General features: G+C 43.2%; 19 protein-coding genes and 1 tRNA gene. 10 read left to right on the top strand and 10 right to left on the bottom strand.

Annotated features, from left to right (window positions below):
- Window positions 1-430: 430 nt before the first annotated feature.
- The 3 genes from B050_RS0105230 to B050_RS0105240 all read right to left on the bottom strand — a co-directional run bounded on the left by B050_RS0105230 (window position 431) and on the right by B050_RS0105240 (window position 1,545).
- Window positions 431-507 (bottom strand) — tRNA-Ala (locus tag B050_RS0105230).
- A 111-nt stretch (window positions 508-618) separates the two neighbouring features.
- Entirely contained in the window at window positions 619-1,239 is a 621-nt protein-coding gene (gene recR, locus B050_RS0105235) for a recombination mediator RecR (protein ID WP_018472839.1), read from the bottom strand.
- 12 nt (window positions 1,240-1,251) lie between these two features.
- Window positions 1,252-1,545, bottom strand: a complete 294-nt coding sequence (locus B050_RS0105240) for an ATP-dependent Clp protease adaptor ClpS (RefSeq protein ID WP_018472840.1) — start codon at window positions 1,543-1,545, stop codon at window positions 1,252-1,254.
- Between the two features lie 54 nt (window positions 1,546-1,599).
- Here B050_RS0105240 and B050_RS0105245 point away from each other — a divergent pair, with 54 nt between their 5' ends.
- Window positions 1,600-3,057: a sodium:solute symporter gene (locus B050_RS0105245; RefSeq protein ID WP_018472841.1), complete on the top strand. Its 1,458-nt coding sequence runs from the start codon at window positions 1,600-1,602 to the stop codon at window positions 3,055-3,057.
- Here B050_RS0105245 and B050_RS0105250 read toward each other — a convergent pair.
- On the bottom strand, window positions 3,054-3,515 hold the full coding sequence (locus tag B050_RS0105250; RefSeq protein WP_018472842.1) for a helix-turn-helix domain-containing protein: 462 nt from the start codon (window positions 3,513-3,515) through the stop codon (window positions 3,054-3,056). The two genes, B050_RS0105245 and B050_RS0105250, sit on opposite strands and share 4 nt — an antisense overlap.
- 539 nt (window positions 3,516-4,054) lie before the next feature.
- Here B050_RS0105250 and B050_RS0105255 point away from each other — a divergent pair.
- The gene (locus B050_RS0105255) at window positions 4,055-4,240 is read left to right on the top strand and encodes a hypothetical protein (protein ID WP_018472843.1); all 186 of its coding nucleotides are present in this window, start codon (window positions 4,055-4,057) and stop codon (window positions 4,238-4,240) included.
- A 39-nt stretch (window positions 4,241-4,279) separates the two neighbouring features.
- On the opposite strand, the gene B050_RS0105260 is transcribed toward B050_RS0105255, so the two are convergent.
- Window positions 4,280-4,615, bottom strand: a complete 336-nt coding sequence (locus tag B050_RS0105260) for an MGMT family protein (RefSeq protein WP_018472844.1) — start codon at window positions 4,613-4,615, stop codon at window positions 4,280-4,282.
- Window positions 4,596-5,483, bottom strand: a complete 888-nt coding sequence (locus B050_RS0105265) for a mechanosensitive ion channel family protein (RefSeq protein ID WP_018472845.1) — start codon at window positions 5,481-5,483, stop codon at window positions 4,596-4,598. The genes B050_RS0105260 and B050_RS0105265 overlap by 20 nt, the downstream gene beginning before the upstream one ends.
- 197 nt (window positions 5,484-5,680) lie before the next feature.
- On the opposite strand from B050_RS0105265, the gene B050_RS0105270 reads away from it, so the two are divergent.
- From B050_RS0105270 to B050_RS0105285, 3 genes are all read left to right on the top strand, one after another.
- Window positions 5,681-6,361: an SDR family NAD(P)-dependent oxidoreductase gene (locus B050_RS0105270; protein WP_018472846.1), complete on the top strand. Its 681-nt coding sequence runs from the start codon at window positions 5,681-5,683 to the stop codon at window positions 6,359-6,361.
- Between the two features lie 12 nt (window positions 6,362-6,373).
- On the top strand, window positions 6,374-7,069 hold the full coding sequence (locus tag B050_RS0105275; protein ID WP_018472847.1) for a GIN domain-containing protein: 696 nt from the start codon (window positions 6,374-6,376) through the stop codon (window positions 7,067-7,069).
- A gap of 557 nt (window positions 7,070-7,626) precedes the next feature.
- Window positions 7,627-8,079, top strand: a complete 453-nt coding sequence (locus B050_RS0105285) for a hypothetical protein (RefSeq protein ID WP_018472849.1) — start codon at window positions 7,627-7,629, stop codon at window positions 8,077-8,079.
- Between the two features lie 14 nt (window positions 8,080-8,093).
- On the opposite strand, the gene B050_RS0105290 is transcribed toward B050_RS0105285, so the two are convergent.
- The gene (locus B050_RS0105290) at window positions 8,094-8,513 is read right to left on the bottom strand and encodes an META domain-containing protein (protein WP_026235656.1); all 420 of its coding nucleotides are present in this window, start codon (window positions 8,511-8,513) and stop codon (window positions 8,094-8,096) included.
- Between the two features lie 368 nt (window positions 8,514-8,881).
- Between B050_RS0105290 and B050_RS23730 the strand changes: the two genes are divergently transcribed.
- The 4 genes from B050_RS23730 to thrC all read left to right on the top strand — a co-directional run bounded on the left by B050_RS23730 (window position 8,882) and on the right by thrC (window position 13,776).
- The gene (locus B050_RS23730; RefSeq protein ID WP_262485346.1) at window positions 8,882-9,007 is read left to right on the top strand and encodes a hypothetical protein; all 126 of its coding nucleotides are present in this window, start codon (window positions 8,882-8,884) and stop codon (window positions 9,005-9,007) included.
- Between the two features lie 95 nt (window positions 9,008-9,102).
- Window positions 9,103-11,550, top strand: a complete 2,448-nt coding sequence (gene thrA, locus B050_RS0105300) for a bifunctional aspartate kinase/homoserine dehydrogenase I (protein ID WP_018472853.1) — start codon at window positions 9,103-9,105, stop codon at window positions 11,548-11,550.
- The gene (locus tag B050_RS0105305; RefSeq protein ID WP_018472854.1) at window positions 11,547-12,482 is read left to right on the top strand and encodes a homoserine kinase; all 936 of its coding nucleotides are present in this window, start codon (window positions 11,547-11,549) and stop codon (window positions 12,480-12,482) included. Before thrA ends, B050_RS0105305 begins: the two co-directional genes overlap by 4 nt.
- 1 nt (window position 12,483) lies before the next feature.
- Entirely contained in the window at window positions 12,484-13,776 is a 1,293-nt protein-coding gene (gene thrC / locus B050_RS0105310; protein ID WP_018472855.1) for a threonine synthase, read from the top strand.
- A gap of 588 nt (window positions 13,777-14,364) precedes the next feature.
- Here the strand turns inward: thrC and B050_RS0105315 are convergent.
- Together B050_RS0105315 and B050_RS0105320 are read right to left on the bottom strand one after the other, a co-directional pair.
- On the bottom strand, window positions 14,365-16,182 hold the full coding sequence (locus B050_RS0105315; RefSeq protein WP_018472856.1) for a M56 family metallopeptidase: 1,818 nt from the start codon (window positions 16,180-16,182) through the stop codon (window positions 14,365-14,367).
- Window positions 16,179-16,556, bottom strand: coding sequence for a BlaI/MecI/CopY family transcriptional regulator (locus B050_RS0105320; RefSeq protein ID WP_018472857.1), 378 nt, complete (start codon window positions 16,554-16,556; stop codon window positions 16,179-16,181). The genes B050_RS0105315 and B050_RS0105320 overlap by 4 nt, the downstream gene beginning before the upstream one ends.
- A 501-nt stretch (window positions 16,557-17,057) precedes the next feature.
- Between B050_RS0105320 and B050_RS0105325 the strand changes: the two genes are divergently transcribed.
- Window positions 17,058-18,041: a YpdA family putative bacillithiol disulfide reductase gene (locus B050_RS0105325; RefSeq protein ID WP_018472858.1), complete on the top strand. Its 984-nt coding sequence runs from the start codon at window positions 17,058-17,060 to the stop codon at window positions 18,039-18,041.
- A gap of 14 nt (window positions 18,042-18,055) precedes the next feature.
- Here B050_RS0105325 and B050_RS0105330 read toward each other — a convergent pair whose 3' ends face one another.
- Complete coding sequence (locus B050_RS0105330; protein ID WP_157492582.1) at window positions 18,056-19,312, bottom strand: sensor histidine kinase; 1,257 nt, start codon at window positions 19,310-19,312, stop codon at window positions 18,056-18,058.
- Window positions 19,313-19,424: the final 112 nt, after the last annotated feature.

Below are 19,424 nucleotides of genomic sequence, written 5' to 3' on the forward strand. Positions count from 1 at the left end.
TTAAGCCATTTCCTTCTCTTTATTTTAAGGAAACACGCTTTTCCACGAACAGGGAAATCTTGAATACTCACCTCATCATAGAAGCCTTTGGAGGTGAGCTTAGCTCCTTGAAGATGCTCAGGATGAATGTTCTACTCCTCTAAATAAATAAAGAAGCTATCATCTTTAAACTCTGAAGATGTGATATTGAAATAATCTAGCATACCTGCTGGTAAAACTAATCTTGAAATTTCCTTCCCGTCCATTTTCTTTTTTTAACAAAGAAAATCATTTCATCCCAATCCCCCAACTTTTAGGACTGATCCAAGGCTTTTAAATTAAAATGGTGGAGAATATCGGATTCGAACCGATGACCTCCCCGTCGCCTGACGGGGCGCACTATCTACCAAAAAAGGAAGCCCTGCATTTCTGCAAGGCTTTTAAATCAAAATGGTGGAGAATATCGGATTCGAACCGATGACCTCTACACTGCCAGTGTAGCGCTCTAGCCAACTGAGCTAATCCCCCATTTTTTGAGCTTTTAATAAGGGCACAAATATAGGTGTTCGGCTGTTTATAAGCAAGGAAAACCTGTTGGATATATCGTTAAGGTTTTTAAGTGCTTGATTATCACCTTTGTTAATCGATATTATAATTTACCCTAGTGAGGATGCTTCTTCCCAGAGTGATTTCATCGGTGAATTCTAGCTCTCCGCCGATAGGAATGCCTCTGGCAATTGTACTTACTTTCACTCCTTTTTCCTTTAGCTTACGCGTGATATAGAAGGAAGTGGTGTCGCCTTCCATCGTGGAGGGCAGCGCTAAAATTACCTCAAGGACTGGCTCGTCTTTATGTGGCGAGGATATTCTCTGGAATAAGGAGTCTATTTTTAATTCGTCAGGACCAATCCCCTGGATAGGGGATATTACACCTCCGAGGACATGATATAGACCGGTATATTGTGAGGTGTTTTCTATGGCCAGCACATCGGGGATGTCCTCCACTACGCAGATCAGCTGATGCTCGCGTCGAGGACCATTGCAGATGGCGCATATTTCCTGGTCAGAGATGTTATGACAAATCTTGCAGTAAGTGGTTTCTTTCCGAAGTTTAAGAATGGCTTCAGTGAGGTTCTCCGAAATGGTCTCAGGTTGCTTGAGGAGGTGTAAGGCCAGTCTTAGCGCTGTTTTTTTTCCTATTCCCGGCAATCTACTGATTTCATTGACCGCCTCTTCGATGAGTTTAGAGGGAAAATTCAATGCGTCAGGGGATTAAACGATGGCAGCCTGTATGCCCGCATCCAAAATGGACTGGCATAAAGGTTTTAGTGTCTTGTGACTGCCTTTTTTGACAGCACATTTTCCTTTATAGTGAATGATTAGGGTACACTGCTCAGCCTGTTCCTGGCTATGATTGCATACCTTGATCAGCACCTTGGTGACATGGTCAAAGGTGTTGATGTCATCGTTGAATACCACCAGGTCATTCTCCTCCGTATCCACCAAATCCTCTAGTAAGATTTCGATTTCTTCTTCAACAGTATGTTCCAATGGTTGCATGCTCATTTTGCAAAGTTAATAATTATAAACAATTTAGCAGCCTTTATTATATAGCAGACTATGAACTCAAATTTAATACTCCTGGTAATAACATCCTATTTTCTGTTGTTGTTCATTATTTCTTATTTTACTTCAAGGAAAGTGACGCAGGAAACCTTCTTTACCGGGGATCGGCAGTCTCCATGGTTCCTGGTGGCCTTTGGAATGATCGGCGCCTCCCTTTCTGGGGTGACCTTTATCTCTGTTCCTGGAGAGGTTGGAAATAGTAACTTCTACTATTTCCAGGTGGTTATGGGTTATACCTTGGGCTATTTGGTGATCGCCAAAGTCCTATTGCCTTTATATTATAGGCTGAATCTGGTGTCTATTTATGCCTATTTGGAGGATCGATTTGGCTTTTGGTCGTATAAAACAGGCGCCTTCTTTTTTATTCTCTCCAGAATTTTAGGCTCTTCCATCAGGGTATTTTTGGTTGCTGGGGTATTACAATTGATTTTATTTGATGATTGGGGAATCCCTTTTTGGGTGTCTGTGCTGATTACAGTCTCCCTGATATGGCTATACACCCATCGTGGAGGAATCAAGACCGTGGTGTGGACGGATACTTTGCAGACCTTATTTATGCTGATGGCTGTGGGCACGGGGATAGTTTTGGTTAGTCAGGACCTGGGGATCGAAGGAGCCAAAGGCTTATTTACCTCCGTTTTTGAGGATTCCAGATCGACAATCTTCAATTGGGACTGGCAGTCTGGTACCAATTTCTTCAAGCAGTTTGCTTCTGGCGCATTTATTACCATCGTGATGACTGGTTTGGATCAGGATATGATGCAAAAAAACCTGACTTGCAAGAATATTGGTGATGCACAAAAAAATATGCTTTGGTTTACGGTGATTTTGGTGATAGTAAACCTACTATTTTTGATGTTGGGGGTGTTGCTCTATCAATATTGTGAGGTGAATAATATCACACTGCCCACTAAGACCGATGACCTCTACCCGATGCTTGCCACAGAGCATTTTAGCGTGTTTGCAGGGACAGTGTTTGTGTTGGGGATCATTGCCGCGGCTTATTCAAGCGCAGATTCTACGCTTACGGCTTTGACCACTTCGTTTTGCTTTGATTTCTTGGAAATTGAAAGAAAATATCCTCGAGATAAACAGCAAAAAATCCGGAAAAGAGTCCATTTAGCGTTTACTGCCCTTATGTTTCTGGTGATATTGCTCTTCCGTTGGATCAACGATCAAAGCGTAATCAACTCCGTCTTTATAATTGCAGGATATACTTATGGTCCATTATTGGGTTTATATTCATTCGGGCTGTTCACCAAGAGAATAGTCAAAGATAAAGTGGTGCCATTCATTGCCGTGTTAGCACCACTTTTAGCCTTTCTGGTCAGTGTTAATTCTGAACAATGGCTCTTTGGGTATCGATTCGGATTCGAAATCCTTATTCTAAATGGAGCATTGATGTTCCTCGGATTATGGCTCTTCAGCCATGGAAAGGTGAGGGGATCCTAGATCTCCCCCTTTTCTATCATATTATTGAGCTTCTTCAATCTTCTGAATTGATTATCCAGCGTTTCTGGGGAGCCGTCCAAAGTGATTAGAGTAGAGAAATCCTTGAATCCGAAGGTGTCCTTCTGCATGCGCTGCTGCTTAATGGCTGGAGTGCCGCTTACTAATTCCTGAATCGGAACTTCGTATAAAGCTGCAAGCTTGATGGCATCATCCATCTTTAAATTTGATCGGCCTTGCTCATATCTTGAATAGGCAGTGTAATCCTTCTTGCCTAAATATTCTGCAATGTACTCCTGAGTAAAGCCTCTAAGTACTCTGTATTTTCTTAGGTTCTCAGCAATGTGTTGTTTCAATTGTTTTTCCATTTCCATTCCGCTTTTAATTTCCCTTACCTTATCACTGGTTGAAACTATCATGTTTTCATTACCGTTTCCTGAGATTTGATGTTGTGTCTGCATAATTTTATTCTTTAGGCTATAAATTAATATTTACAATTTTTCTGTTTTCGATTACTATAAATGTAACGAAACAACAATGTTTCATTCAAAATTTACCCTACGCACATCTACGCAACTAGCTTAAAATGTGGTAAAAATGGTTTAAAACCATATAAAAAAGGCGAATAATACCAGTTATATATCACCTATTTCCGCCAATTAAATGCTTGTTTGACGAAAAATCATGAAAAATTGACTCCTATTCTCTGTCATAAGAGCCTAAAAATTAGGTCGATTGCTCTCTGTTTTGGCTTTGACTTTCCTGAGTTTCGGTAATTATTCCTAAACTTTAGCTCTTCATTGCCTTAGCGAGTTTTGGAAGCTAGAAAAATTGCATCCGATTTAGATTCGTTTTTAAGACTAATTTTAGATAAAACGACCATAATTAGCCTTTATAAATTTACCTTAGCTTTGGTCTTAAATGCGGGTAGATGAAAATCTGCCTACCCGAACTGGTGATTTTGACTGGTGCTGGATAGACTCCCTAATAAGTGTAAAAAATGAAAGGTGGCATCCTAAGGTATCGGCTGGCTGCGCATTATAAATATAGTGAAGAATTGAATTGGCTGCTAAATTCCCAATGTACTCGGTATTTAATAGCAGATTCCTATACCGTCCGAGCCTACAGGATCGGTCATGGCAATAGAGACGGTGCGAATGGGGGAATTCAGGCAGGTGGAGAGTGAATACTATACTATTGGCCAGCGGCCAAAAAAAAAGCTTTATCAGGTGAGTTCCCTGGAAGGATCCCAGAATTTGCTATCGAAATCTTGTATTTTATCATTTTTGACCAGAATTCCTTCTTCCTCTAAAGCCTCTTGCATGGCGCTGGGAGTGGGGAAATGGTGTTTTCCGGTGAGTAAGCCAGATCGATTGACTACTCGGTGTGCGGGGACATCGGGGAGGCTGTGAGCGGCGTTCATCGCATAGCCCACGGTCCGCGCTCCGGATTTTGTGCCCAGATACTGGGCGATAGCTCCATATGAGCTCACTCGGCCTTTGGGGATGAGTTTTACTACCTGATATACCTGATCGAAGAAGTTATGCTTGTCTATTTTCACGGGATATGGAGATTATTTCTTGATGTACCGCCCAGTTTATTTTTTCTATCAAGGCCTTATTTGAGTTGATCAGCATAAATTGACATTTTAATTTGAGGCTGTTTGCCATGATTTCTACGGTTTTGAGCGTAAAAGTATTCTTCATCAAATGCTGATCAAAGGCATTCACCGCCAGATAAAGCCGGGACTTGATCTGGTCCAAATTGGTTTCTGGCCCTAGATTTAGTTCAAAGTCAAAGGTGAGCTTCTTGCTGTTTTGCCGGGAGTGGTTGACGATTTGGGAGCTAAGGATAAGGTTGTTAGGGATCATTACGGTATCTCCTTCTTCATTGAGTATCACCAGATTGAGAAGGGTGACATCTTGAATCCTCCCCGTTTGGTCGGCGATCCTGACCTTATCCCCAAGGGATAGCTGGTCAGAGAACATGATGATGAGGCCATTGATCATATTGGTAATATAGTCCTTAGACAGTAGGGCGATCGCAGCAGCCACAATGGTGATGCTGGCGAAAAAATTCAATGGGTTTACCCCAAACAAGAACATGAGTGAGATCAGGAATACGGCCACATTCAGTATGCTGGAGATATGATTTATCCCCAATACAAAGTTGCTTCTAAAAGGGTCAGTGGCCTTTTTGCTCAGGTAAAACCGGACCGTGATCAGTCTGCCAAGAGAGATCAGCATATGGCTACTGAGAAGGAAGGTCAGTGCCTTGAGGACATTGTCAGTATGACGGAAATAGGGGGTAAGAAAGGTGGAGATAGTATTGCTGAACCAAAGTAAAATCAGAAAGCTAATAAGCTTAATGACGAAAAGGACTCTTTTTCGTTTTTCCCGGTCCTTTAAAGCAGTTTTATCGTTTGTCATATTTATTTCGCAAATAAAATCTTATTTTTATCAATTATGAAAAAAACAGGCAAGTGAGCAGTTTCCCGTTTAGATTCCCAGCACACTATTTGTGTAGCGGACATTGGACCATCTAACGGCGCAAGCTAGATTTTAGATAAGAATTTTGATTGTTTTTTTAGATAGGCTAAAATTAATAAATTAACCATATATCACTTATGAATAGGAATATAATTATTACCGGAGCAGCAGGTAACCTAGGGAATGCAGTAGTGGAAAAATTTAAAAGAGAAGGTTTTAGAGTGATTGCGACGGTAGCGCCAGGGAAAGGTGATGAGCTGGAGGAGGCAAATGATATTTATGAATTGGATGTGACAGATGAGGAGAAGGTGGCGGCATTTGCAAAGGAATATACAGTGCAGTATGGCTCTGAGCTTGAGGCTATCGTTACTTTGGTAGGTGGATTTACTCTGGGAGGCTTAGAAGACACCACCAAGGCGGATTTGGAGAAGATGTTTCATCTGAACTTTTTTAGTACCTATAATATGATGAAGGCTTTCCTGCCCGTATTCAAAAACAATAATAAAGGAGCATTTCTGATGGTGGGAGCCAAGCCAGCCCTGCAAGTTTCTGAGGGGATAGCTACTGTGGCATACACTTTGAGTAAGAGTCTGGTGGTCAACCTAGCTGATATGATCTCTGCGGAGGTGAAAGGTACAGGCGTGAGGGCACATCTATTTGTCCCAAGCATCATTGATACCCCGCCAAACCGAAAAGCGATGTCAGATCAGGATTTCTCGAAATGGGTGACTCCCGACGAAATCGCCGAAGCAATGCACTTTGCGGTAGCAAACCCAAAATTGAAAAATACGACCTTCAAAATTTATGGTCAAGTATAGTAGATTGAAAAAATGAAAAACAAAGTAAAAGTACTCCTCGCATTAATTATCCTTACGTCCAGCACTTTAGTATTTGGACAGACTAGCACAGAAACTCGCGACCTGTCAGTCTTTAATTCCATATCAGTATCAAATGCCATTGAGGCTGATCTGGTCAAAGGCGAGACCAATAGCATAGAAATCCAAGCCTCTGGAGTGGATGCCTCCAATATCCTCGCGGAAATCAAAGACCGACAGCTGGAAATTAAATTGGCCAAAGGCAATTTTGGTACTAATACCGTAAAAGTGATCCTTACTTATGCCGGTGATATCGATAAGATAGAGGTGTCCAACAGCGCTAAGGCCTTCGTAAAGGATGTATTGGCAAATAAAACCCTGGACTTACGAGTGGAAACCAGCAGCTATCTAGAAGCAAAGGTAAATGTAGCCACGCTAAATCTGGAGGGCGCTACCAACGGTAAAATGTTTCTTCAGGGAACCGCTGAAAAGCTAAATTTAGAGGCCTATACCAAATCGACGATTTCGGCTGATAAACTAGAAGTAAAAGACGCTAAGGTGAAAACCAATACTGCTGCTGAATCCGTGATCCTGGTTACCGGCTCCATCTCAGGATCTGCTGGCACTGCAGGTAAAGTGTGGTACCTGGGAGACCCAGGAAATGTGGACGTGAAGTCCAATACAGGCGGAGATATCTCTAAGAAACAATAAGGCTAATTGCTTTATTTTATACGATAAGGTGTAGATAAATCTGATCCATTCAGGTCATATCTGCACCTTTTTTTGTGCTTATTAATGCAAGGTTCTCCCTAGTGGAGCTTGTATGCCTATTTTTTTCGGTTTTTGATTAATAAAAATATAATGGCAAGCTCCGCCAAAACAAATCCAAAAGCAAAGAAGATTTGAGCCTGATCATTATGAATACTGCCTTTAAATAGAATAAAAAGCAAGAATATGCCGATTGCCGCAATGAAGCCTCTGGTGGTAGTCATGATGCAAAAGTAATCATTTGCAATAAAAAAACGCAAGTTTATATAATGGGTCTTCATGAGACTAAGAAATTCTGTATTAGGTATCAAATGGCGGCTGTAGATTTTAATGAACCCTATCTACTAGGTCTAAGGCTAGGTGGGGTACATTCACGCTATCGTTCAGTGGATCCCACAGGATACGGAGAGTGATTTTTTCCAGGCCAAAGCCGGTCAATTGTCACCGGCCTTAGGAGGGGGATATTAATATGTTAGATTTGCATTTTAGACCAAGGAAGAATGAATATCACAAAACAGGCTCTTATCTCAGAAGTTAGGGATTATCTGAATAGCAAAAAGGCGGAGCTAGAGGCCAGCCTGGTGGAACTCAAGCAGTCTGCGGCTTCGGACACCAAAAGCAGCGCGGGAGATAAGTATGAAACCGGCCGGGAGATGGTACGTCAGGAGATGGATAAGGCCACTAATGTGCTGGCGGAGTATAATAAGCAAAGTCAGATTCTTAGCGGAATTGACCCTAATTCGGTGCATGAAAAAGTCCAGGTGGGCAGCTTGGTGATTACTGATAAGGCCTTCTTATTTATAGCGGCCGCTATAGGTCAGCTAAAAATAAATGGGCAAGTGGTGTTTGTGATTTCGCCACATGCACCGCTTGCCCAATCTATGCTAGGTAAAAGCTTAGGAGATAGGATTAATTTTGGCCAAATAAGCCATAAAATCACTGCGCTCTACTAAGACCTTGCCTATGATTATTTTCCTTGTGGAATTAAAGTCATCAATTCAGAAGCTCCATCCATAAGCGTAAGTTTGTCCTTCGCTATTTTGAAGTTAGAGACATCTTTCAAGGCGCCTAGGAATTTGCTTTCGCCATCTCCCTCACACGCTTTCTTGGTGATCGCTCCTGGATCAAGGTCGATACCTGTACCGCTCAATTCAAAATCACCGCTGAAATTGTTACAACCGGAGAATCCGTTTAGTTTACCTCCGTCAGAAAAACCTAGAGAAGGTAAGGCTCCTTTAAACATGTCCAATCCGCCACCCGTAAGTGATGATAATATCCAGTTGTTCCCTGTCAATAAATCCAGAGGATTAAGGCTGGATACTGAGCTGCAAGAACTAAAGCCTAGAAATAGGCAAACAAGTAAGGTAGAAAGTTTAAACTGTTTCATAGAAAAATTGCTGTTAAATGATAAGTATGTTTTAATCGTGAAAAGGTAATGAAATAACTGCAAAAAAATCCTGATTTATGGTATTAAATTCTTTTAATTTAGGAGGTTTTTATTGGTCTTTGGGATGAGAGGTGATTCTAATGTCTTTAAAATCAACAGGTAAGCGCATAAGTGGGGCTTGGGGATTGGAAGTGTTGGACTTAGCCAGATCGACTGGTAATTTGTGCCGCTTTAGCCAAGGAGAAAAGTAATTTGTTTGATGTGTTTTTGTCAAAGTATTAATAAAAGAGCGGGTAAATTGAAGATTTGTTAATCAAAAATTTGGGATAATAGAATTTTGTGATTAAGATTGTCCTGTCAATAAAAAAATGATGATTAGCCCAGTCAATATACATATCGCCACCAGCTCAATTGCAGACTTGCAAGCAGTGGACTGTGCCACTTTTTTTACCATCATTTCTACCATCACTTTTACCAGCACCATTACGGGGTAATCCCGTGTGTATCTATTATATTGCCGCCTAGACTAGGGACTGTTTTTACAGCCACTCAAAAAATCCATTAACAAGCCAATAAATCATTTGTTTTCATGAACATTATAAAATTCGGAGGTTCATCAATTGCCAATTTCGAAAATATCCAAAAGGTATTCTCGATAATTGATCAAAAATCAGATAAAGAGGAATTTGCCTTAGTCTTTTCTGCATTTGGAGGAGTTACAGAGCAGCTGCTACAGTGTGCCACTTTGGCGCAGCAGAGCGAGGAAAGCTACCATACCTTATTGCAGGACTTAGAAAAACGCCATTTGGATATCGCCAGGCAACTTGTGCCTGTACAGCAACAATCCACTGCCCTTACTTTTGTGAAAGTTCGCTTCAATGAGCTTGGGGATGTCTTCCACGGCATTTACCTGATCAAGGAATGCTCGGATCGTACTCTGGATTATGTTCTCAGTTTTGGGGAGCGTCTATCAAATTTCATTCTGACTGCTGGCCTTCAGGCCCGTGGCAAAGATGCCGTGTACCTGGATGCTAGAGATGTCGTGAAAACGGATGATCGATTTGGCCATGCCAAGGTAAACTTTTCCCTGACCAATGAATTGGTGAAAAAATACTTTGAGATGCATGCGGGCATCAAGGTAATCACTGGTTTTATAGGGTCCACCACCAAAGGCGAGACCACCACTGTGGGCCGAAGTGGCTCCGATTATACCGCCTCCATATTTGCGGCAGCTCTAGAAGCTAATCAGGTGGAGATCTATACCGATGTGTCTGGAGTCATGACTGCGGATCCTCGATTGGTATATACTGCCTTTACCATTCCTCAGCTGAGCTATAATGAGGCCATGGAGCTTTCGCATTTCGGTGCCAAAGTCGTATTCCCCGCTACCATGCAGCCAGCCATGAAGATGGGGATTCCTATATATATAAAGAATACTTTCAAGCCCGAAGATACAGGCTCCCTTATTTCTAAGGATAGCGGAGAAGGTAAAATCATTAAGGGCATCTCCTCCATGGGGAATATATCCATCCTCAATGTCCAGGGTCCAGGATTGGTGGAAGTCATTGGCGTAAGTCAGCGATTCTTTGGGACGCTGGCGAGCTCCAAGATCAATATCGTATTGATCAGCCAAGCTTCTTCAGAGCATAGCATCTGCGTGGCTGTAGCCTCCAAGGATGCTCATAAAGCCAAGACGGTCATCGAAGAGGAATTTCGATATGAAATCCAAAATGGCGAGATGGACCAGATCCAGGTCATGCCAGATATGGCCGTGATCGCCGTGGTGGGAGAGAATATGCAGCATAACCCTGGCGCCAGTGGAAGGATGTTCCAAGCCCTGGGACGAAATAATGTGAACGTAGCCGCGATTGCTCAGGGAAGCTCTGAGCTGAATATCTCAGCGGTAATCAAGCAAGCAGACCTTCAAAAAGCGCTAAATGCCCTGCATGAAGCCTTTTTCCTTTCTGATTATAAGGTCCTTCACGTATTCCTAGTCGGTGTAGGCCTTATCGGCAAAGCTCTGATCGGTATGGTGAATCACCAACTTAAAAAACTACAGGACGAAAACCTGCTGGACATTCAGATCCATGGAATGGCCAATTCCCGATTTATGAAGTTCCATGAAGATGGTTTTGACTTGGCCACTGTGGAGGCGCCAGATGAAAATGATGAGCCTATGGACATGGCTAAGTTTATAGGAACTATGGAGAAGATGAATTTCTCCAACTCGGTATTTGTGGATTGCACAGCAAGTCAGGAAGTCGCTGATGTATATGAGCAGATCCTGGATGCCAAAGTGGGGATTGTCACTCCAAACAAAAAGGCCAATTCTGGCCCGCTACCGGTTTATAAGCAACTGAAGAAGCTTGCCAGCCAGCGTGGGGTGCGGTTCTTCTATGAGACGAATGTGGCTGCCGGCCTTCCGGTGATCAATACCTTGCAGGATCTTATGCTCAGCGGGGACCATGTACACCGTATAGAAGCGGTGCTGAGTGGCTCGATGAATTATATCTTTAGTGAGTTGGAGAAAGGCATGCCTTTCAGTGAAGTGGTGGCTCAGGCCAAGGAGAAAGGATATACCGAGCCAGACCCGCGGGATGACCTAAGTGGTATGGACGTGGCGCGTAAGATATTGATCCTGGGAAGAGAAGCCGGTCAGGATCTTCACTTCGAGGATGTGACGATACAGAGTATGGTTCCTGAAGACTGTGCTGATGCGGCGACTGTTCCGGAGTTTTTCGAGAAATTGAAGCTGCATGATGGTCATTTCCGCCAGTTGCTGGAGGAGGCCAAAGCCAAAGGTGAGAAGCTCCGTTTTATGGCGACTCTGGAAAATGGTAAGGCGAAGGTAGGACTCAATTCCCTTGACCAGGAGCATCCTTTTTTCACGCTGAAAGGCAGTGATAATATGATCCTCTTCACTACCGAAAGGTATAATGATTTCCCGATGATTGTGCGGGGCCCTGGAGCTGGAGCGGATGTTACTGCTGCGGGAGTTTTTGCAGATATAATAAGGTTAGGAAATTATTCAAGATGAAAAATGTAACCGCGTTTGCCCCGGCGACAGTAGCCAATGTCTCCTGCGGGTTTGATATTTTGGGCTTTGCAGTAGAAGAAATGGGGGATAAGGTGACCGTGTCGCTTTCCGACACGCCTGGAGTACGGGTGGTGAGGATAGAGGGTGATGGAGGTCGACTTCCCTATGAAACCGACAAAAACACGTGTAGCGTAGCCTTAAAGGCATTTGCGGAGCATATTGGTTTTGAAGGAGGACTGGAGATTGAGCTTTTTAAGGGCTTGCCTTTAGGAAGTGGCATGGGATCCAGCGCTGCCAGCTCTGTGGCTGCATTGGAAGCGGCAAATGTTCTGCTGGGAAATCCCCTAGAAAAGAAGGATTTATTGCCATTTGCCATGAAGGCAGAAGGTGTGGCTTGCGGGGCGGAGCATGCTGATAATGTGGCGCCGTCACTGCTGGGAGGATTTGTGCTGATCAGAAGTTATCACCCTCTCGATGTGACGAAGCTTCATGTGCCAAAAGGACTTTATTGCACCTTGGTGCACCCTCATTTTGAACTGAATACCGCTGATTCGCGAAGTGTATTGCGCCAGCAAGTTTCCCTGAAAGATGCGATCATCCAATCGGGCAATATCGCTGGTTTAGTCGCTGGTTTGTTTCAGGAAGATATGGGCTTGATCAGCAGGTCTTTGCAGGATGTGATTGCGGAGCCTTCCCGCTCGGTATTGATTCCGGGATTTGATGAGGTGAAGAATGCCGTCAAAGATATCGGTGCGCTGGGGGTAGGGATCTCTGGTTCCGGCCCCACCACATTTATACTTTCTCCCGCCCAGGATGTGGCCTACGCTGCCAAAGAAGCCTGCCTGAAAGTGTTTGAGAAAATAGGGCTTGACGTGGATATCTATGTCTCTGCCGTCAATACCAAAGGTACTTATGTGATAAATAAATCCTGACATGAAATTTTACAGTACAAATAATAAAGACCAAAAGGTCTCCCTAAAAGAAGCGGTGATCAAGGGCCTGGCTCCTGATCAAGGCTTATATATGCCGGAAGAAATCCCTATTTTACACCCTTCCTTCATCGAGAATTTGCCTGCACTTTCCTTTCAGGAGATTGGCTATGAGGTGATCAATGCGGTGTTTGGCAAGGACCTGACGGAGGAGCAGATTATCGATTTGGTCGATCATACCTTGAGCTTTGATGCTCCCCTCGTGAAGGTGGAGGAGGATGTGTATTCCTTGGAGCTTTTTCATGGACCTACCCTTGCTTTTAAGGATTTTGGGGCCCGGTTTTGCTCTAAGCTGATGAGCTTATTGGTCGAAAACCAAAAAGTAAGAGTGCTGGTGGCCACTTCTGGAGATACAGGGAGCGCAGTAGCCAATGGATTCTATAAGGTGCCGGGTGTGGAAGTAATTATTCTTTACCCTACGGGCAAAGTCAGTGAATTGCAAGAGAAGCAATTTACCACCCTTGGAGAGAATATCACAGCCCTGGAGGTAGATGGCGTTTTCGATGACTGCCAAAGCATGGTGAAAGAAGCCTTCTTGGATCAGGAGCTTAATAAGGAAATGCTGTTGACCTCTGCCAATTCTATAAATATTGCTCGCTGGATTCCTCAGTGCCTGTATTATTTTTATGCCTATTCACGCTTGCCGGCTAGCGATAAGAAGCTTGTGTTTTCTGTGCCTAGCGGCAATTTTGGGAATATAGCAGCAGGAATGCTCGCCGAGCGTATGGGACTTCCAATTCACACTTTTGTGGCTGCTACCAATGTAAATAAAGTCGTGCCGGACTTCCTGAAAGGTGTTCCTTTTAGAGCAAGGCCTTCACTGCAGACCATCAGTAATAGCATGGATGTGGGAAACCCAAGCAATTTTTATCGATTGCTGGACCTATATCCCGAGCCTAATACCCTCAAAGAAATGATCAGAGGGTACTTCTATGATGATGCCACCACTAGAGAGGCTATGCAAGAGGTGAAGGCTAAAACCGGATATACCATGGATCCGCATGGTGCCGTGGCTTATTTAGGATTAAAAGACTTTATGGCCACCAATCCAGGCTATCTAGGAGTGTTTCTGGAGACGGCTCATCCGGGTAAGTTCAGAGATGTGGTAGAAGCTGTCCATCAGGAAGAAGTAGTGCTTCCGGAACGCTTGGCCGCTTTCTTGGACGGTGAGAAGAAGACGGAGCGGATGGCAAATGATTATCAGGAATTTAAAGCCTATCTATTATCAAAAAAATAAATTAAAATCCAGGGCGGCGGATTATCCTTAAAGGTTTTCCCGCTCTGGATAAATTCTCCCTTGTACCTTGAGATTTTTTTCCAAAGTAACTGTTTCTTTATTTGCGGTAAATAATGACAACTTTTTACTGTCCGGTTTCCTCATAGGCAGTGATTAATACGGAATCCTTTCTGAAAGAGTAATTGTTGGTTTGGAGTGAACGAAAGCCATCCTTTGATTGATTTCTGTGGAATCGATGAGTATATACTTTATAGCAAGTAGAGTATGCTTAAGCCTCCTCCTTTACTATTTTCCTTAGCCTGGGATTTCCTACATTCCATTCACAGGGTCACCTCTGTTTATGATGAATAAAGTAGTGTTTCTTCAGTAATTTCTGCGACACTGTATAAAATAATTATTGTATAATTTGAGCGCTCAGGAGAGATAAATCCCGAATCTACATTAAAAGAAGATCCTTTTGCAGGACCTCTAATAGTTTTGTGGGAAATTGAAAACCCTTTTGTACCTATAATAAAAAAAGCCGCCTCGACTTCCAGAATTGGTTCGCAGCGGCTTTTTGACTAATTGGCTAATTGTGTTTTCTTGAAGTTATGGTTGGCGATTTTCCTCAATTTCCTGCTGGCGCTCCTGCCAAGCCTCCATTTGGGCTTCATACGCCTTGATTTTTGGCTCATTTTGGGCTTCCCATACTTCCATCTCCTTCTCAAAGGCCTTCATAAGTGGTTCAAATTTTGCCTGCCATTCCTTTTGGCTTTCCTCCATTTGCACTTGCCACTGTTCCATCTCTACTTCCCATTTCTTCAATTCAAGCTCATATTGCTGTTCCCATTCTTTCATATTTAGCTCATATTTCTGAGCTTTCTCCTCAATTTTGGCATGCATTTTATCCATTGTCTTCTCTAGGGATTTTATCTTCTCAGTGGCCTCAGGGCTATCCGTAAGACTCAAAGCGCTGATTTCACTTCCTATACGCGCCATTTCCAAGCTTTCCTCTGCGATATCCATAGGAGCTATATTCATGGTAGGCACCTGCAGAGTGCTGGCAGGTGGGCTGACGCTCATCGGAGGGACATTGGGGAACTTCGGTGTGGGACTTAATTCCAGCACCGGCATGGGGTTGCTTTTATGATCTTCGCTACAATAGACTGTCGTCGTTTTCATAGGCTCATTGGGTATGGAATCTTTCTTAATAAACACCATCGTAGTATCCACCGTAATGATGTTGGACGGTTGATGGTTGGTGATGGTCTTCACCGTATAATAGTGTGTGGAGGAATTTTTTATAGGAGCAACACTCTCTTGAGTGGTCAATTCCGCGTCTTTTTTGGAGGGATTATTAGCGAGGACTAAAGATCCACATAGTAGAAGGCTAAGTATCATAGTAGCAGAAATTAAGGGTGAAAATTTATCCTTGGTGGAAGTGTTTTGGTTCATTATTCTCTGAATCCGGGTAAGGAGTGGATTCTTATTGCCGCTTGCGGCCATGGTCATGGATGGAGACTGCTGATGGCTATACTCCGCTAGATTGGCCAATCCAGTCGCCAATTCTCGAGGAGAATACCCAAGCTGCACGGCAAGATCATCACAGGCATGCTCTCTTTCTTTTTCCAACTGCTCGCTGATCCACCAGAAGCAGGGATGGTAGAAAAACATCATTTCCATTAGTCGCTGGATGATATTTACCAAAAAATCATAGCGTTTGATATGGGCCAGTTCGTGGGCGATGATAGCTTCCAGCTGCCTGATAGAAATACCTGTGAGCATACTGGCAGGGATGAGAATTACCGGCTTTACTATCCCATAAGTGACGGGGACTTGGATTAGTTTGCTGCTCATGACTTTGATGGGCCTATAGATCCCCATTTCTTTGGTCATGGCCTTTACTTGAGCACGTAGATTTTCGGGCACAGTACTGCGATGCTGTAGGTGGAAGTTGCGTAAATCCCAAAGGCTTCCGATGAGTTTTACCAAATAAAATAGCACGCCCAATAGCCAGAGATTGACAATCGTGGCCAGATGATTTTCGAGGTAAACCAGTGTTTTGTCAAGAATACCAGGCTGTACCAGTGCCGAAGCGGATGAATCGATCGATTCCTGGGCCGGGGAGGCTGGAGCAATGCTCGCGATCGCCTTACTAGTCTTCCCAATGATATAATGTGCGTGATTTTTAGTTTCCTGAGACGCTTGGCGGGCAAGGTAATCAAAGGTGAAAATAGCACTAAAAAGAATGAGCAACAGCCCTATCATAGATACTACATATCGCTTTTGTGCTTTACGCTGAGGAATGAATTTCAGGGCCAATGCTACCAAAGCACTGATAATCATAATCTGCCATACCGAATGTATCAGGGTCCAGCCGATGACGCTAAAATATACCTCTTCAAATATTGCCTCAAATGGGTTCATTCGTTCTTGTTTTCAAGTTCGTTGAGTAAATTCCTGATTTCTTTAATTTCTTCCTGAGAAGGATTGCTCTCACCCAATGCTCGCAAAATGAGCTTTTTGGCAGAGCCTCCAAAAGTGGCATTCACAAAGTTGCTCAATAAGGAGCCCTGAGTTTCTTTCTCTGATAAGCTAGGAGTATATAAATGTCCCCTTCCTTGCTCAGCCCGGTCCAAAATCCCTTTATTATGCATGTTTTGCATGGTCTTGAGGGTGGTGGTATAGCCGGTATCCTTAGCGGTGGCTAGTATCTCATGTATGTCCCTTACCGTGGAGGGGCCTTTCTCCCATAGGATAGTAAGTATCTCCAACTCGGAATCTGTAGGCTTAGCTTTCATTTTTTTCTAGTACGATCTAATTCGTAGTAAATATATACGATTATTTTCGTAAGTCCAATAAGTACTACGAACTTTGTCGTAATTGATTGTTAAAGATCGTTAAAAAAGCCTGGGAATGGGGCGCAAAAGGGGGAAGGAGGGAACTAAGGTTAAGGGCTGAGCGTATAGGATTACATAGATGGAGAGTATGAGATGCTTTCTTTTATAGGAATAAAAAATACTATACAGCTACCTGAAATTTAGTAAAAAAGTGCTAAAATGAAATAATAGGAGAGTTGTTTCTTCACCCCCTTAAAGGCCAGTTCGCTGGCCTTTATTTGTTTACTGGCATTACTATTTTAAAGTGTCAATGGTGTTTTTGCAGCATTTGTTGTGAGCATGGAGGGGATTTGATGAGATGAAAGAAGATTTATCAATAAGGAACAAGAATGAGAATCATTTGCCAGCGGATTTTTTTGAGTATTTTCGAACTCTAATCATTCAAAACTGTTTATTTTAAATATGAAAGAAATAGATGTGCTAATAGTAGGGGCTGGCCCGATAGGCCTGGCTTGTGGAATTGAAGCAGAAAAGAACCATTTGGAATATGTGATTCTAGAAAAGGGTACTTTGGTCAATTCCCTCTATAACTACCCGGTGAATATGACTTTTTTCTCTACTTCGGAGAAGTTAGAGATGGGTGGAGTGCCATTTATGTCGATCAATAAACAACCTACCCGGCAGGAGGCCTTGGAATATTACAGAAGAGTGGCCAAGCACTTTCAGCTAAATATTCATTTGTATGAGCAGGTAAACCATGTGGAGAAGCAGGCGGATGGAAGGTTTCTTATTCATTCCTCCAAAGGCAGCTATTTGGCTGAAAAGCTAGTCTTGTCCACTGGATTTTATGATATTCCAAATAAAATGGGTGTCCCGGGAGAGGAGCTTCCTAAAGTGAGCCATTATTATAAAGAACCTTGGCCGTTTATAGGACAGAAGATTGTGGTAGTCGGCGGAGGCAATTCCGGGGTGGATGTCGCGCTGGAGACCTGGCGAAAAGGCGCAGAAGTGACCATGGTCCTGATGGGGCCCACTGTGGACCAGACCGTGAAATACTGGGTGCTTCCCGATGTGGAAAATAGAATCAAAGAAGGTTCTATTAAGGCGTATTTCAATAGTAAAATTGCCGAAATAAGAGAAAACGAGGTGGTCCTAGACACTCCTGAAGGAGAGGTGATTCTCGCCAATGATTTTGTGCTGGCAATGACCGGTTACCGCCCTAATTTTGCCCTACTCAATTTGCTAGGAGTGGAGCTGACCTTAGATGAAAAGAAACGGCCATGCTTTGATGCCAATCAGGAGTCCAATGTGGCCGGTTTATACCTAGCCGGGGTAGTCTGTGGAGGCCTCAACACCCGAGAGTTTTTTATTGAAAACACCATTGTCCACGCAGAGGCCATATTCAAAGATATCATGGCTAAACGTAAATCCACCGTGTCAAAATAAACGATAGAAGAGCTTTAATGGAATACAGGCTGCTTAGGAAGCTTAAGGGTGAAGGTACTTCCCTCATCCAGTTCGCTTTCTACAAGGAGGCTTGCGCCTATGCGCTTGGCGTTTTCATTGCTAATGTATAAGCCAAGCCCCGTCCCTTTTTCTTCGGCTGTTCCTGGAGAGGAACTGAAATTCATTTCAAACAACTTACCGAGTTTTTCCTTTGCTATACCCGTGCCATTGTCGGTGATGATTATAAAAATTCCTTGTTCATTATTTTTGAAGATAAACTGTATCTGCCCTCCTTTTGGGGTGAATTTTATGGCGTTTTGGAGGAGGTTGCGGATGATGAGCAGCAGACGATCAATGTCTGCCGGGATTACCGTGCTGCCTTCAAATGATATGTTTAATGAAAGTCCTTTCTGCTGCGCCAGACTGGAATAGGTCTGCATTATCGTCTGGAATTTCTTCCGAATATCGACCATTTTGAATTGAGGAAGATCGTTTTTTAGTTCCACCGTGGCCCATTCCAAAATTTCCTCAGTCAATTTCTGAGCATTGGAAGCCATGATTAGCAGTTCCTTCTTGACGGCGGTTTCCTCCTCCGGGTCTAGCTGGCCCTCGTTCATTATTTCCAGGACATTGGTGATGGAAAGCAAGGGGCTCTTGAGGTCATGAGATATCAATGCGATGATCTTATTCTTTTGGAGATTGCTTCTGGAGAGTTCTTTATTCGCTTTTTTGAGGGCCAATCCCTTCTGTTCGCTGATCTCTTTTTGCTGTAGGTAATTCCATTTCAAGGCACTGATAATCCCAATAATCGACAATAAACAAAAAAGATAGGTGATGGTAATATCCATAAAGCGGATCTCCTCATCAGGATAATTTGTAGGGATTTGGTGAGGATGAAATATGCCGATATAAGCGAGAATGATAAAGAATAGTAAATTATAAGAACCCCAAAACCAATAGCTTTCCTTGTTTTGGACACATATGATAATGCTCAGCACCATTAGGAATATAAAAAAGGTGGGGCCATTCACCCCGTCGTTATAGTAGAAGTTGAAGGCCAGGACTGGATAGGCCATCAAGGATAGGAAATTGATGCCAGTGGTAAATTCCGTGCGACGACGAGCGATGAGGTAATAGCCCAAAATCAGCCCAGAGGCAAAGAAAATCACCCCTGCGAGAAGGTACTGACCTAACAGCAGGTTGAAGACCGTCATAGAGATCATATAAATGACTGCAATGAAAGCCGCAGAGATGAAAATTTTGGTTTCCATCTGCTGACCTGGAATGGCAGGATTTAATTTTTTCCAAAAATTAATTATATGATTGATCAAAGTAAAATAGTTGTGGCGTGAATGGGCTCTTGCAAAAGGGTAATACTCGGTA

It is taken from the genome of Echinicola pacifica DSM 19836 (assembly GCF_000373245.1).
GTDB classification, from domain to species: Bacteria; Bacteroidota; Bacteroidia; order Cytophagales; family Cyclobacteriaceae; genus Echinicola; species Echinicola pacifica.